General features: G+C 74.0%; 13 protein-coding genes and 1 pseudogene. 7 read left to right on the top strand and 7 right to left on the bottom strand.

All coding sequences use genetic code 11. The annotated features are described in order from the left end of the window. Positions 1-118: 118 nt before the first annotated feature. Positions 119-835, bottom strand: a complete 717-nt coding sequence (locus ACFQ6N_RS25945; protein ID WP_380653567.1) for a LuxR C-terminal-related transcriptional regulator — start codon at positions 833-835, stop codon at positions 119-121. 320 nt (positions 836-1,155) lie between these two features. Beyond that, on the bottom strand, positions 1,156-1,818 hold the full coding sequence (locus ACFQ6N_RS25940) for a DUF3000 domain-containing protein (protein ID WP_380653564.1): 663 nt from the start codon (positions 1,816-1,818) through the stop codon (positions 1,156-1,158). Between the two features lie 146 nt (positions 1,819-1,964). Between ACFQ6N_RS25940 and hemE the strand changes: the two genes are divergently transcribed. Beyond that, positions 1,965-3,068 (top strand): uroporphyrinogen decarboxylase, encoded by a 1,104-nt coding sequence (gene hemE / locus ACFQ6N_RS25935; RefSeq protein WP_380653561.1) that lies wholly within the window; start codon positions 1,965-1,967, stop codon positions 3,066-3,068. A 38-nt stretch (positions 3,069-3,106) separates the two neighbouring features. Here the strand turns inward: hemE and ACFQ6N_RS25930 are convergent, their stop codons facing one another. Continuing rightward, positions 3,107-3,547 (bottom strand): DUF523 domain-containing protein, encoded by a 441-nt coding sequence (locus tag ACFQ6N_RS25930; RefSeq protein WP_380653558.1) that lies wholly within the window; start codon positions 3,545-3,547, stop codon positions 3,107-3,109. Positions 3,548-3,602: 55 nt separating this feature from the next. On the opposite strand from ACFQ6N_RS25930, the gene ACFQ6N_RS25925 reads away from it, so the two are divergent. The 3 genes from ACFQ6N_RS25925 to hemQ are packed head-to-tail and all read left to right on the top strand — an operon-like array spanning position 3,603 to position 6,383. After that, entirely contained in the window at positions 3,603-4,196 is a 594-nt protein-coding gene (locus ACFQ6N_RS25925) for a Uma2 family endonuclease (RefSeq protein ID WP_380653555.1), read from the top strand. A 34-nt stretch (positions 4,197-4,230) separates the two neighbouring features. Continuing rightward, on the top strand, positions 4,231-5,661 hold the full coding sequence (hemG, locus tag ACFQ6N_RS25920; protein WP_380653552.1) for a protoporphyrinogen oxidase: 1,431 nt from the start codon (positions 4,231-4,233) through the stop codon (positions 5,659-5,661). After that, positions 5,658-6,383 carry a hydrogen peroxide-dependent heme synthase gene (gene hemQ, locus ACFQ6N_RS25915; protein WP_380653549.1) on the top strand — a complete coding sequence of 242 codons (726 nt, stop codon included), beginning with the start codon at positions 5,658-5,660 and terminating at the stop codon, positions 6,381-6,383. Before hemG ends, hemQ begins: the two co-directional genes overlap by 4 nt. Positions 6,384-6,491: 108 nt before the next feature. Here the strand turns inward: hemQ and ACFQ6N_RS25910 are convergent, their stop codons facing one another. The 4 genes and pseudogenes from ACFQ6N_RS25910 to ACFQ6N_RS25895 all read right to left on the bottom strand — a co-directional run bounded on the left by ACFQ6N_RS25910 (position 6,492) and on the right by ACFQ6N_RS25895 (position 10,516). Beyond that, a complete protein-coding gene (locus ACFQ6N_RS25910; protein WP_380653546.1) occupies positions 6,492-7,088 on the bottom strand; it encodes a hypothetical protein in 597 nt (198 codons plus the stop codon). Between the two features lie 69 nt (positions 7,089-7,157). Next, the gene (locus ACFQ6N_RS25905; RefSeq protein WP_380653543.1) at positions 7,158-7,940 is read right to left on the bottom strand and encodes a TIGR04222 domain-containing membrane protein; all 783 of its coding nucleotides are present in this window, start codon (positions 7,938-7,940) and stop codon (positions 7,158-7,160) included. Positions 7,941-8,069: 129 nt separating this feature from the next. Next, a complete protein-coding gene (locus tag ACFQ6N_RS25900) occupies positions 8,070-9,161 on the bottom strand; it encodes a TIGR04222 domain-containing membrane protein (RefSeq protein ID WP_380653541.1) in 1,092 nt (363 codons plus the stop codon). 30 nt (positions 9,162-9,191) lie between these two features. Continuing rightward, positions 9,192-10,516 (bottom strand): annotated as a pseudogene (locus tag ACFQ6N_RS25895) (DUF692 domain-containing protein). Positions 10,517-10,783: 267 nt separating this feature from the next. Between ACFQ6N_RS25895 and ACFQ6N_RS25890 the strand changes: the two are divergent. The 3 genes from ACFQ6N_RS25890 to ACFQ6N_RS25880 all read left to right on the top strand — a co-directional run bounded on the left by ACFQ6N_RS25890 (position 10,784) and on the right by ACFQ6N_RS25880 (position 13,775). Further along, the gene (locus ACFQ6N_RS25890; protein ID WP_380653538.1) at positions 10,784-11,722 is read left to right on the top strand and encodes a GNAT family N-acetyltransferase; all 939 of its coding nucleotides are present in this window, start codon (positions 10,784-10,786) and stop codon (positions 11,720-11,722) included. Positions 11,723-11,839: 117 nt separating this feature from the next. After that, the gene (locus tag ACFQ6N_RS25885) at positions 11,840-12,643 is read left to right on the top strand and encodes a hypothetical protein (protein ID WP_380653535.1); all 804 of its coding nucleotides are present in this window, start codon (positions 11,840-11,842) and stop codon (positions 12,641-12,643) included. Positions 12,644-12,764: 121 nt separating this feature from the next. Next, on the top strand, positions 12,765-13,775 hold the full coding sequence (locus ACFQ6N_RS25880; protein ID WP_380653533.1) for an MBL fold metallo-hydrolase: 1,011 nt from the start codon (positions 12,765-12,767) through the stop codon (positions 13,773-13,775). Positions 13,776-13,817 lie beyond the last annotated feature (42 nt).

The following is a 13,817-nucleotide window of genomic DNA, read 5'->3' as shown; positions in this document are numbered from 1 at the left end:
GGTCTTCCGCCCCGCCCCCGGGGCGGGGGGGGGGGGTGCGGGGGGGCCGGGCCCCGGGCGCGGGGCCCGGGTGGCAACCGTACCCCCCGGCCCGCCGCGGCGGTCCGGAGCACTCGGCTCAGTGGATGATCCCGGTGCGCAGTGCGACTGCCACCATTCCGGCACGGTCGCCGGTGCCCAGCTTGCGGGCGATCCGGGCGAGGTGGCTCTTCACGGTGAGTGCGGAGAGGCCCATCGCGACGCCGATCGCCTTGTTCGACTGTCCTTCGGCGACCAGCCGCAGCACCTCGACCTCGCGGCCGGACAGCTCGCGGTAGGCGGACTGCTGCGGGCCGGGCGCACCGGGGGCGCCCGGTGCACCCGGTGCACCGTTGGCGCCCGGCATGCCCGGCATCCCGGGGCGGCGCATCCGGCCGGCCAGCCCGGCGGCGCCCAGCGGAAGGCCCGGGCGGCCCGGCATCGCGACGTTCGTCCGGGTGCCGGTGACCACGTAGCCCTTGACGCCGCCGGCCAGCGCGCTGCGGACCGCGCCGATGTCGTCGGCGGCGGACAGGGCCAGGCCGTTGGGCCAGCCCGCGGCGCGGGTCTCGGCGAGGATGGTCAGTCCGGAGCCGTCGGGCAGGTGGACGTCGGCGACGCAGATGTCGCGGGGAGTGGAGACCCGGGGGCGGGCCTCGGCGATCGAGGACACCTCGATCACGTCGCGGACGCCGAGCGCCCACAGGTGACGGGTGACGGTGTTTCGGACACGGGGATCGGCGATGACCACCATGGCGGTGGGCTTGGTCGGCCGGTAGGCGACCACGTTTGCGGGGTGCTCAAGAAGGACCGACACCAGGCCTCCTGCGGGGAGTGGCGGACGGAACCCCGAGGGGGCGGTCGGAGTGTTCCGCGTTCGGAAAGGGTCACAGACTGCTTCGGCAGCAACCGTGCCCGGCTTTAGCGAAAGATCACGATCTAGTGAGTAACAATACGGACAAATCGCGCAAATGATTGATGAGACATGCGTGGTATTCGCACAAAATCGATCAGATCCGACGCAGATCGGTCAGTATCGGCCGGTTAATTGACGCAGAGCGGGTCCGAAGTCACACTCCGTCAGTCCTGGGGGTGGCGTCCCGGCCCTCCGGTGCCGTCGGGCCCGGGAGCCACCCGTCAGTGCGACCGGGGGCGTCGCCGGGCCGGCATCGGGACCACTCCACCGAGTGACGGAACCTCGGCGGGGCCCTGCGGGGCCGGTGCCGCCGGCGGCAGGCCGGCACTGACGCAGAGCAGGTCCGCCCAGGCCGCCAGGTGCCGCTCGAACCGGCCGTCGGCCGGGGTCCAGGACGCCCGGATCTCGACCTCGGTCGACGACGGGCGGTCCGCGAGGCCGCCGAAGTACTGGGACGAGGCCAGGGTCACCGTGCCGGACGGCTCCGCGTACCCGGCGCCGTGCGCCTGGAGCGAGTCCAGCAGCCAGGCCCAGCCGACCTCGGAGAGCATCGGGTCGCCCGCCATCTCCGGCTCCAGCTCGGCCCGGGTCATCGTGACCACCCGGAACTCCCCGTTCCAGGCCTCCTGCCCGGCCGGGTCGTACAGCAGCACCAGCCGGCCGTCCGCCAGCTCCTCGCCGTCCACCTCCACCGAGGCGGTCACCGCGAAGGAGTGCGGGGCGAGCCGGCGCGGCGCCGGCGCGGGAGAGAGCTGCACCTCGGGGCGCAACCGGGCCCCGTCCAGGGCCGCCACGGCAGCCCGGAACTCGCTCGGCGCCCCCTCGCGACCCGTTCCGCCACCTGCTCCGCCACCCTGCGCGGGGTGCCCTCCGACCGCTGCCATGCCCCGAAGACTAGGTCGAAAGCCCGGGTTATCGCCGCAACTTCTCTCCCAGCGGCGTGCCGGAACGGCAAACCCGGACAGATCTTGGAGGAACCGACGAGCCCGGCCGGGAAACCGCCCCCGGGGCGCGTGCGAAGATTTGACACGTGAGCGAGACAACGGCAGACACGACGGCGGCCACCCACGACGGCCGGACCACCCCCGCGCGCCGCGGCGCCGCGTACGACTCCGCGTTCCTGCGCGCCTGCCGGCGCGAGCCGGTGCCGCACACGCCCGTGTGGTTCATGCGCCAGGCCGGCCGCTCGCTGCCCGAGTACCTGAAGGTCCGCGAGGGCATCCCCATGCTGGAGTCCTGCATGCGGCCCGAGCTGGTCAAGGAGATCACCCTGCAGCCGGTGCGCCGGCACAAGGTGGACGCGGCGATCTTCTTCAGCGACATCGTGGTGCCGCTCAAGGCCGTCGGCATCGACGTCGACATCAAGGCCGGCGTCGGCCCGGTGATCGCCGACCCGATCCGCACCTTCGAGGACCTGCGGCGGCTGCGCCTGCTGGAGCCGGACGACGTCCCCTACATCACCGAGGCCGTCGGCCTGCTCGTCGACGAGCTCGGCGAGACCCCGCTGATCGGCTTCGCCGGCGCGCCGTACACGCTCGCCAGCTACCTGGTCGAGGGCGGGCCGTCCAAGAACCACGAGAACACCAAGGCCATGATGTACGGCCAGCCCGAGCTGTGGGCCGCCCTGGTGGACCGGCTCGCGGACATCACCTCGGCCTTCCTCAAGGTGCAGATCGAGGCCGGTGCCTCGGCGGTCCAGCTGTTCGACTCCTGGGTCGGTTCGCTCGCCCCGGACGACTACCGCCGCTCGGTGATGCCGGCCAGCACCAAGGTCTTCGACGCCGTCGCCGGGTACGGCGTGCCGCGGATCCACTTCGGCGTCGGCACCGGCGAACTGCTCGGCCTGATGGGCCAGGCCGGCGCGGACGTCGTCGGCGTCGACTGGCGGGTGCCGCTCAACGTCGCCGCCGAGCGGGTCGGCCCCGGCAAGGGCCTCCAGGGCAACCTCGACCCGGCGGTGCTCTTCGCGCCCACCAAGGTCGTGGAGACCAAGGCCCGCGAGGTGCTGCACGCCGCCCAGGCGGTCGGCGGCAGCGGCCACATCTTCAACCTCGGCCACGGCGTCATGCCGTCCATGGACCCGGACGCGCTCAGCCGCCTCGTCGCCTTCGTCCACGAGGCCAGCGCGCGCTGAGACCCGCACGGCGGCGGGCCCCCGGAGCCGGGGGCCCGCTACCCGGTGGTGACCTCGATCCCCGCGCGCCGCAGCAGCGCCGCCGTCACCCCGTCGCCGGGGCGCAGCTCCCCGCCGAACGTCCCGTCGTACACCTGCCCGCAGCCGCAGGACGGACTGCGGGCCATCAGCACCGCCCGCCGTGCCCCCGCCGCCTCGGCGGCGTCGAGCGCGGCCCGGGCGCCGGCCAGGAATTCCCCGGTGCGGTCCGTCCCGGTGGCGTCCACCACCCGCGCCCGCCCGTCCAGCACGTCCGCGCCGTCCCCGCCCACGATCTCGGCCGGCGGCCGGGGCGTCGGCAGCCCGCCGGCCCGCTCCGGGCACACCACCACGGCACGCCCCTCCTCGACCAGGCGCAGCGCGCCGTCCGAGGTCCTCGCCCGCCCGTCGTACCGGCAGGGCACCCCGGCCAGACACGCGCTCACCACGATCGGTTCCATGGCACACAGATTAAGCGGGGGTCCGTCGCGCGCCCGGAATCGCTACCGTAGGACCATGAGCGAGCTGCCGGACTGGATGTACGCGCCCAGAGACGAGGGTTGGTTCGCCGACGACCTCGACCACCTGCCGCAGGCGCCGCGGCACACCGAACTGATCGATGGAGCACTGGTCTTCATGATGTCTCCGCAGCGCTCATGGCACAGCCGGGTCGTGTCAAGGCTGACCGCCGCGCTGGAGACGTCGGTTCCGGACGGGATGCTGGCCGAGCGCGAGATGACGATCCGGCTCGACAAGCGGAATCGCCCGGAGCCGGACGTGGTGGTCGCCGACGCGGCGTACGAACCCGACCGTACGCGGTTCACCCCTGACGAGGTGGCGCTCGTCGTCGAGGTCGTCTCGCCGGAGTCCGCGCACCGCGACCGTACGGTCAAGATCCGCAAGTACGCGGAGGCCGGCATCCCGCATTACTGGATCGTCGAGGAAGAGGACGACCTGCCGGTCGTGCACGTCTACGAGCTGGACACGACGACCTCCTCCTATGCGCCGGCCGGGATCTTCCGGGGCAGGCTCGAACGCCCGGTGCCGTTTCCGGTCACGATCGACCTGGACAGCCTGGTGCCGACGAGGCCCGGGCGTGCAGCGGATTGAGGGTCCGGTGTAAAGACCTGCGAGACTGCGGAGCATGTCGCAAGCACGGGTCGTCGTCGTCGGTGGTGGGATCGCGGGGCTGGCCGCGGCCGCCTTCCTGAGTGGTGCGGCCGGGGGGCCCGCGCGGGCGCGGGTGACGGTGCTGGAGGCGTCGGGGCGGGTCGGCGGGAAGCTGTGGGGCGGGGAGGTCGGCGGGGTCCGGGTGGACCTCGGGGCCGAGTCGGTGCTGGCCCGGCGGCCGGAGGCGGTGGAGCTGGCGCGGGCGGTCGGCCTGGGCGACGAGCTGGAGCCGCCGACGACCGCGAAGGCCGCGATCTGGACACGCGGGGCGCTGCGGCCGCTGCCGGGCGGCCAGGTGATGGGCGTGCCGGGCGACTTGGAGGCGCTGGCCGCCTCCGGCGTGCTGACCGCCGAGGGGCTGGAGCGGGCCCGGCACGAGGAGCCCACCGAGGTGGGGGAGGACGTCGCGATCGGCCGCTACGTCGGCGACCGGCTGGGCCGCGAGGTGGTGGACCGGCTGGTGGAACCGCTGCTGGGCGGTGTCTACGCCGGGCGCGCCGACGAGATCTCGCTGCGCGCCGCCGTGCCGCAGCTGCTGGCGATCGCGCGCGGCGGCGGTTCGCTGGTCGAGGGCGTGCACGAGCTGGCCTCCCGGCCGAAGGTGGTCGGCACCCCGGTGTTCAACGGCCTGCGCGGCGGCCTCGGCACCCTGCCGGAGGCGGTCGCCGCGGCCTGCGTCCGGGCGGGTGCGGAACTGCGCACGGACGCCCCGGTGGAGGAACTGCGCCGCACCCCCGACGGCTGGCGGGTGGTGACCGGCGGCGAGGTGCTGCACGCGGACGCCGTGGTGCTGGCCGTCCCGGCCCCGGCCGCGGCCCGGCTGCTGCGCGAGGACGCCCCGTCGGCCGCCGCCGAGCTGGACACCGTGGAGTACGCGGGCATGGCGCTGGTGACCCTGGCGTTCCGGCGCGCCGACCTGGCCGAACTCCCCAGCGGCAGCGGCTTTTTGGTGCCGCCGGTGGACGGGCGGCGGATCAAGGCGTCGACCTTCTCCTCCAACAAGTGGGGCTGGCTGGAGCGTTCCGCGCCGGACGCGTTCCTGTTGCGCACCTCGCTGGGCCGGCACCGCGACGACGAGGCGCTGGGACGGCCGGACGAGGAGCTGGTGGCCCGCTCGCTGGCGGACCTCGAGGAGGCGATCGGGCTGACCGCCCGGCCGTACGACACCTTCGTCTCGCGCTTCGACGCGGGCCTGCCGCAGTACCCGGTGGGGCACCCGGACCGGGTGGCCCGGGTCCGGGCGGCGGCGGAGCGGGTGGGCGCGCTGGCGCTGTGCGGCGCCGCGTACGACGGGGTGGGCATTCCGGCGTGCATCGGTTCGGCTGCCGCCGCCGCGGCAGCCGTCGACAGACTGTTGGCCCCGGCGACCGGGGAAGGTTCCACGGAGAGGACAATGGGCGCATGACTGAGAGCGTTGAGCGGCAGCCGGAGCAGCAGCCCGAGAAGAAGAAGGCGCGCGACCTGAACCAGGTCATCCGCTACACGATGTGGTCGGTGTTCAAGCTCAAGGGCGCTCTGCCCGAGGACCGCACCGCGCTGGCCGCCGAGGTCGACGGGCTGTTCGAGCAGCTGGCCGAGAAGGACGTGACCGTGCGCGGCACGTACGACGTCTCCGGTCTGCGCGCGGACGCCGACATCATGGTCTGGTGGCATGCCGGCGACTCGGACGACCTCCAGGAGGCGTACAACCGCTTCCGTCGCACTGGCCTGGGCCGCGAGCTGGAGCCGGTCTGGTCGAACATGGCGCTGCACCGCCCGGCCGAGTTCAACAAGTCGCACATCCCGGCCTTCCTCGCCGACGAGCGCGCGCGCGACTACGTCTGCGTCTACCCGTTCGTGCGCTCCTACGAGTGGTACCTGCTGCCGGACGAGGAGCGGCGCGCGATGCTCGCCGAGCACGGCAAGATGGCGCGCGGCTACCCGGACGTGCGGGCCAACACGGTGGCCTCGTTCGCGCTGGGCGACTACGAGTGGCTGCTCGCCTTCGAGGCGGACGAGCTGCACCGGATCGTCGACCTGATGCGCGACCTGCGCCCCTCCCGGGCCCGGCTGCACGTCCGCGAGGAGGTGCCGTTCTTCACCGGCCGCCGCAAGGCGGTCGGCGAGCTGCTCAACGGCCTGGCCTGAGTGTCCGCGGTTCCTTCCGGAGGCCGGCCGTCCCGTACTCGGGGCGGCCGGCCTCCGGCGTTCCCGGAGCGGTTCAGTCGTTCGCCGCGGCTCAGTCCCCGGAGCGGTTCAGGGCCGCGGGCCGGCGAACTCGCGGAGCACGTCCGTGTAGTGGTCGCCGAGGTCGACCCGGGTGACGTCCGCGAAGCGGACCTTCGTCGGCTCCCGGTGCCAGCGGGCCTGCGGGTCGACCTCGTGCAGGCGCAGGGAGGCGGGGCGCAGGGCGGTGACCGTGCCGACCCGGCAGGCGTCGGGGTCGCGGCGCTCGGTGTGCAGGACGATCAGGCCGTACTCGGCGCAGGCGGCGGTGAGCAGGCCGGGCAGGTCGTCCAGCGGCAGGTCGGCGCCGGGCGGGCGGACCGGCCACAGGCCGCGGCGGCGCAGGAACCGTACGGTCAGGCCCGGTTCGCCGTCCTGCCCGCCGTCCCGGTCGCGGACCTTGTGGAGGTCGGTGGTGCGGACGGCGGTCCAGCCGTCGAGGCGGTGGTCGGTGCAGGAGGCGAGCAGGGTCCAGACCGGGCCGGTGCCGAGGACGAAGCCGTCCAGCCGGTCCGCGCCGGGGATCGAGCGGTGCAGCCGGACGGGGCGGCCCTCGTGCCGGGCGCGGTCGAGCGCCGCGCGCTCCTTGCTGCCGAGGCCCGGTCGGTCGGGGTCGCGTGGGTCCATGGGGAGGAGTGTGCCCCGTCCCGGCCGCCGTGCGCAGCTGCTTTTCCGCAGGTCAGGCGAGGAGCGGTGTCAGGTGCGGTGCGGGCGCAGGGCGGCGCGGAGGCGGGCGTCGGGGAGGACGGCCGGGCCGTTCATGGCGACGGCGGTGAGCAGTTCGCGCTCCTCGTCGTCGGCGAGGCCGCGCTGGCGGGCCGGGCGGACCTCCCGCAGCACCTCCTGGCCGATCGGGGAGGCCCAGCGGGTGTACGGGTAGACGTCGACCCGGGCCATCAGCAGGGTGCCCGAGGTGAGGATCAGCGGCAGCGAGAACCAGGCGATCGGGGCGACGGTGTCACCGCCGGTGAAGCCGCTGAGGGCCAGTGAGGCGGCCAGCAGGAGCAGGGTCAGCAGCAGCGCGTGCCGGACGTGCCGGACCACCACGACGGTGTTGCGCTGCACCAGGGCCGGGGTGGCCAGGCCCGCCAGGGCGAGCCGGGCGCCGATCTCCAGCACGGTGGGGTGTTCGGCCATGGCCTGGCGCAGCCCGTCCGTACGGCACTGGCCCTCGGGGCCGACGGTGGTGATGACCGCCCGTTCCAGGCGGCTGCGGCCCCTGGGGTCGACCACGGTGGTCCAGCCGGTGTGCGCGAGGTGCAGCCTGCCCCGTCCGGCCATCAGGACGAGGGCCAGTTCGACCACCCGGTCCGGGCCGCCGGCCAGGTACGCGGTCTCGTACAGCCCGATGCCGACGGCTTCGGGCGGGCGCAGTCCGTCCTGTTCGGCCAGGGCGTCGGCGGTGGCGGTCATCCGGACCAGCCGGAGGCAGGAGAGCACCGCTGCGACACAGGCCGGGATCAGGAACAGCAACCACATGGCCTTGTTGTATGCCTCGCCGGATGGCGGGGGGAACGGCTTCCCGGTCCGCGATACCGAACTGTGACGTCAGCCGGGGGACGAACCGCCGTTCCGGGACGAACCGCGGCGGTTCGTCCCGGGCCGGGGTCAGGAACCGCAGCCACCGCCGCCGCAGCTCGATCCGCAGCTGGAGGAGGACGAGGAACTGCAGCTGGAGGACGAGGAGCCGCAGCTGGACGACGAGGATCCGCAGCTGCTGGAGCTCGACCCGCAGCTGGACGTCCCGCAGCCGGAGGACCCGGAGTCCGAGGAGCCGCACCAGGTGGCGGAGCCGCCGCAGGAGGCGGAGGAGCACGACGAGCCCGACGAACCCGACGACGAGGAGGAGGACGAGGACGAGGACGAGGACGACGATCCGAGCAGGGTCGACATGGTGGCCTGCTGCATCGCCTCCTCGTCGGCCGCCCCGGCCAGCATCGCGGCCTCCAGCTCCTGGTCCTCCAGCCCGGCGGCGGCCAGTCCGCCGAGCGCGAGGGCGCCCAGCAGCGCGCCGCCGGCCAGCCGGGGCGACACCCCGGACCGGGGCGTCCACGGCGATCCGTTCATCAGGGACAGCTGGCGGACCCCGGCCGGGGTGATCCGGTTCCTGATCGGCCGGGTGGTGAGCAGTGTGGCGGTGCCCACGAGCAGCAGGAGGCCCGGGATCACGAGGTTGGGGCGGTCGTGGCCGAAGGCGCCGTCGTCGATCAGCACGGACGCCGGCATGGAGAGCAGGGCGAGGAGCATCGCGAGCCAGAGCAGCCGACGGGCCGTGCGGGCGCGCCGCAGCCGTTCGGGGCGGCGCATCAGCCCGCGGTCGGCGAGCCGGTTGCCGATCTCCTGGACGGCGGCGGAGCGCTTCACCATCCGGCGCAGCGGGGCGAGTTCGCGGCTGCCGGTGCGGCCGACGGCCTCCTGGACCGCCTGGTCGACGGCGTCGTACGGCTTGCCGCCGGTGAGGGTGACCAGGCCGGAGCGGCTGACCACGACCTGCTCGGAGAGGTGCATCCGGACCAGGGCGGTGTCGAACACCCGGCCCGGCCCGCCGGCCAGGAACGCGGCGTCGAGCAGCGGCAGTCCGCGGCCGGGCAGGCCCTTGGCGAACGCGACGTGGCCGATGCGCTGCCGGGTCCGGACGGCGTACACGACGGCCGCCGCGAGCAGGACGGCCGGGACGATGAAGTAGCTGTTGTGCCACATGGGCGGTTCCCCCGGGGTGACGATGGAGCGCTAGCCGCGCAGGGCCCGGCGCAGCCGGGTGAGCGGGCCGGGCGGCCGTACGGGAGCCGGGTGGAGCCACTGCTCCAGGGCCCGGCGGTGGTCGGTGGCGAGCGGGCCGCCGTCGGTGAGCGCCCACTGCGCGAAGGACCGGGCGTCGGCGCGGTAGCCGCCGGTCTGCGGGTGGGTGCGGGCGTAGCCGAGGAAGAGCGGCCCGTACTGCGGCCCGAGCAGGCGGGGCAGTTCCGGGGCGACCTTCGCGGTGGTGTCGCGCCGCTTGGTGGCGAGGCCGGTGGACTGGGCGCGGACCTGGGCCGGGTCGAAGCCGGGCGGGACCGGCCCGCCGGCCACCAGGGCGGCCAGCAGTTCGGCCTGTCGCCGGGCCAGGCGCTCCCGGGCGGCGTCGGTGGAGTCCTCCGCGGTGCCCGGGTCGGTCGCCGTGGTCGGGTCGGTCGCGGTGGTCGGGCCGCCGGTCACCGGGTGCTCCCCTCCAGCACCCGGCGGATGGCGTCCAGTTCACCGGCCAGCTCGCTGGGCGGCGGGAAGTTCGCGTCCCGTTCCAGCAGGACGCCGGGTGGCGCGACCCGTGCGCAGAGCTCGGCCAGCACCTCCAGCACCGGTTCGGTGACGGGGTGGGCGTGGGTGTCGTGCCAGACGCCGTCGACCAGGGTGCCGCCCGCGACGTGCACGTAGGCGAGCGCCTCCAGTGGCAGGCGGTCGAGTTCGGCGGCCGGGTCGGTGCCGAGGTTGACCCGGTTGGTGTGCAGGTTGGCGACGTCTATCAGCAGCCGGACGCCGGTGCGTTCGACCAGTTCGGCGAGGAACTGTCCCTCGGTGAACTCGTCGTCCGGCCAGGCGAGCTGGGCGGCGATGTTCTCCAGGGCGAGCGGCACCGGGAGCAGGTCCTGGGCGATCCGGACGTTCTCGGCGATCACCCGCAGCGAGTCCCGGGTACGGGGGACGGGCAGCAGGTGGCCGGCCTCCAGGCCGCCGGCCCGGACGAACGCGAGGTGCTCGCTGACCAGTGGGGAGCCGAGCGCGAGCGCGGTGTCGGCGAGTCCGGCGAGGCGGCCGGGGTCGGGCCGGTCGGCGCCGCCGAGGCCGAGGCCGACGCCGTGCGGGACGACGGTGACGCCGCGTTCGCGCAGCACGGTCAGCGACTCGGGCAGGTGGCCGGCGCAGACGTTCTCGGCGACCACCTCGACCCAGTCCAGGCCGGGTTGGCGCTCGACCACGGTGTCGATCTCGCTGCGCCAGCCGAGGCCGACGCCCAGGCCGGTGGGGGCGGTGGCGCCGCCGGTCGCCCGTACGGGCAGGTCCAGAGCAGGGGAAGTCATCGGTTCGCCCCCTTCGGAGGGCTGGGATGGGAGGGCCGTCGGGTGGTGCGGGCGCCGTCGCCAGGACCACGCGGCCGTGTGCTGAGGATGTCCCCGGGCGGGGTGGCTGCCAAGCCTCACCCGGGCATCTCAGAGCATTATTTGAGCTTGTCGTCCCGAAGGTGAGGGACTTTGGTCCCGAGTACGATACATCGGCGCAGGTGGGGCGCCGTGTCGCCGGAAAAATCGAGGGCGGTCCGGGGCCCCTCGGGGCTAGTGTGCGAACCCATGACTTCTTCGACTTCTCTGACTTCCCTGACCATCCGTGACTTCCACCCGGAGGACGCCGAGGCCGCGGTGGCGGCCCACCAGGCCGGGCGTGAACACCTGGTGACGACGCCCGCGGCCATGCTCTGGCTGAACGCGCGGCAGAATCCCGCCGAGCACTACCGGACCTTCGTCGCCGAACTCGACGGCCGGGTGGTCGGCACGGTCCGCTGCGGCCTGGTGCTCGGGACGACGGCGGCCGGTGTCGGGCACGCCAACGGCAGCGTGCTGCCGGAGTTCCGGCGGCGCGGAGCGGCCACCGCCCTGCTGGCCGCGGCCGAACGGCACCTGGCCGGGCACGGGGTGACGGAGCTGCACACCTGGCTGGACGACGAGCCCGCCTCGCTGGCCTTCGGCGCCGCCCGGGGCTACGAGCTCGGGCGCCAGGCGCAGTTCGGCGGCCGGGACCTGGCGCTGCCGCTGCCGCAGGCGCCCCGGCGGCCGGCCGGCGTCGAACTGCGCCCGGCCTCCGACTGGGCGGACGACCCGTACCCGCTGTTCCTGGTCGAGGCGGACGCCATCCGGGACGAGCCCGGCGAGGTGCCGATGGACGCCCTGGAGTACCAGGAGTGGCTGCACGGCGATTGGGCCCGGCCGGACCTGGACCGCGCGCTGACCGTGGTCGCCGTGGCGGACGGCGAGCCGGTCGCGTTCACCATGGCGCAGACCGACGGCGCGGACCGCTACTGGTCCGCGTTCACCGCCTGCCGCCGGGAGTTCCGCGGGCGCGGGCTGAGCAAGGCGGCCAAGCTGGAGTCGCTGCGGCTGGCCGCCGCGGCCGGCTACCGGCACGCGTACACCTCCAACGACGAGACCAACGCCCCGATGCTCGCGATCAACGGATGGCTCGGGTACGAGCGCTGCGCGGGGGAGCGCAAGGGCATCAAGCACCTGAAGTAGCACTCCGGACGGTGATCCTGACGACCGGAACCGCCGTGAAAGGGGTATTTCCGGCCACGGACGGGGACGTAACCAGGGCCCGCAGTTCGCGGTCGAGTGTCCCTCCGGGGGGATGACATGGACATCCTGCTCCAGGTGCTGATCGCATCGGTGCCGGCCGCGATCGGCTTCCTCGCGGCCCGCTCCCTGGCCCGGACCAGACTGCTGCTGCGCTACGGCTTCCTGCGGGCGCTGCTGGCGCCGTACAGCCGGGTGCAGATCGTCACGCCGAGCATCGAGGTCGAGGAGTTCGCCTTCACCGCCGACGGCTGCCGGCTGACCAGCCGCGGGCCGAAGAACGTGCTGTTCATGCCGATGGCGGAGGCCAGGGCGATAGCGGAACTGACCGACCTGCTGCGGAAGGTCAACCGGAAGGCGACGATCGAGCTGGTGGTGGCCGGCGCGCAGGACCCGCGGATGCCGACCTTCTCGATCGGCGGCCCGAGCGTCAACGCCTACTCCGGCGGCGTGCTGGACGCGGTGTTCCCGGACTTCGCCATCGAGTACCCGGACGAGGCCCGCGCCCGCTGGGGCGGGATGACCTTCGAGGCGCTGTACAGCCCGGCCGGGGAGCTGATCCGCGACCACGGCTTCATCTTCGTGACCCGTACGCCCCGGCACGCGCCCTGCGTGGTGCTCTGCGGGGTGTTCGCCTTCGGCTCGGCGATGGCGGTGGAGGCGCTGACCGCGGCGGGCCGGACCTCCCCGCTGGCGGCGCTCTTCCGCTCGGGGGAGAAGGGCTTCGTCGCGGTGGAGGGCCGGGTGATCGGGCTGGACACCGTGGACGTCACGGTCGAGGTCTGCCGGGCCCTGCCCGCGCCCCGCTCCGAGGTCCCGCCCGGGCTGCGGGGCGAGGTGTCCGCGAGTCGTCCCGAGCAATGAGACGATTGGTCTCGACCACGTAGTGCGAATCCGGACAGCCCGGGAGAGACCGGGGCACGAACTCCGGGCGTTCGTACAGGTTTTACCCCGCTCCTGACACATCATGGGCATAATCACGCACATGACGATCAACCGCGCGAACGTGAGCGCGATTGCCGAGGACCTGTACGTGTGGCTCCCCCCGAAGCGGGGCTGGGGCCTGGCCAACTGCGGGCTGCTCGCCTCCGAGGCGACCGCGCTCTGGATCGACACCCCCTACGACCCCTCGATGGCCGGCGAGTTCCTCGCCGCGAGCCGCCGACTGCTGCCGACCGGGGTCGACGTCGACCGGGTGGTCGTCACCCACGCCAACGGCGACCACCTGTGGGGCGCCGGGGTACTGCCCGACGCCGAGGTGATCGCCACCCGCGAGGCGCTGGAGCACATCCACTGGGAGCCCACCCCGCAGCAGCAGCACGCCCTGGTCACCGAGAGCGACCCGGACTCCCTGCTCGGCGGCTACCTCAAGGAGCACTTCGGGCGGTTCGACTGGTCCGGCACCGATCCGGTGCACCCGGACACCGTCTTCACCGGCGAACTGGAGCTGCGGGTCGGCCGGTACCCGGTACGGATCACCAGCCTGCCCGCCGCCCACACCGGCGGCGACCTGATGGTCCACCTCCCGCACCAGCGCGCGGTCTTCACCGGCGACGTGATCTTCTCCTCGACGCCCGAACAGCCCGGCGACCACCCCTCGCACTGGGCCGGCCCGCTGGAGAACATCATCGGCGCCTGCGAGCAGGCGCTGGCCACCGGCGCCGAGATCTTCGTGCCCGGCCACGGCCCGGTGCTCGACCGCGACGGCGTCCAGGAGCACATCGGCTACCTCGCGTACGTCCGCGAGCGCGCCCACACCCTGCACGCGGCCGGGATACCCGCGCTGGACGCCGCCCGGCGGGTGATCGCCGAGCAGCGCCACCCCGAACTCGGCCTGCCCGAGCGGCTGGTCCTCACCGTCGCGGCCGAGTACCGGCACCTGGACGGATCGGCGGCACCGGGCGTCCTGGACGCCATGGGACAGGTCGCCCTGGTCGCCCGGGAACTGGCCGAGGACGCCGCCCGGATCCCGCACCCCCGCGCCGCCCGGGGCTGACGCCCGCCCGGCTCCGCCCCCGTCGGGCCCCGCCCGGCCCGA

Source organism: Kitasatospora sp. NPDC056446 (assembly GCF_042796115.1).
GTDB lineage: Bacteria > Actinomycetota > Actinomycetes > Streptomycetales > Streptomycetaceae > Kitasatospora.
Note: the sequence above shows the minus strand (reverse complement) of the source record. Positions and strands in the feature narration are given on the sequence as shown.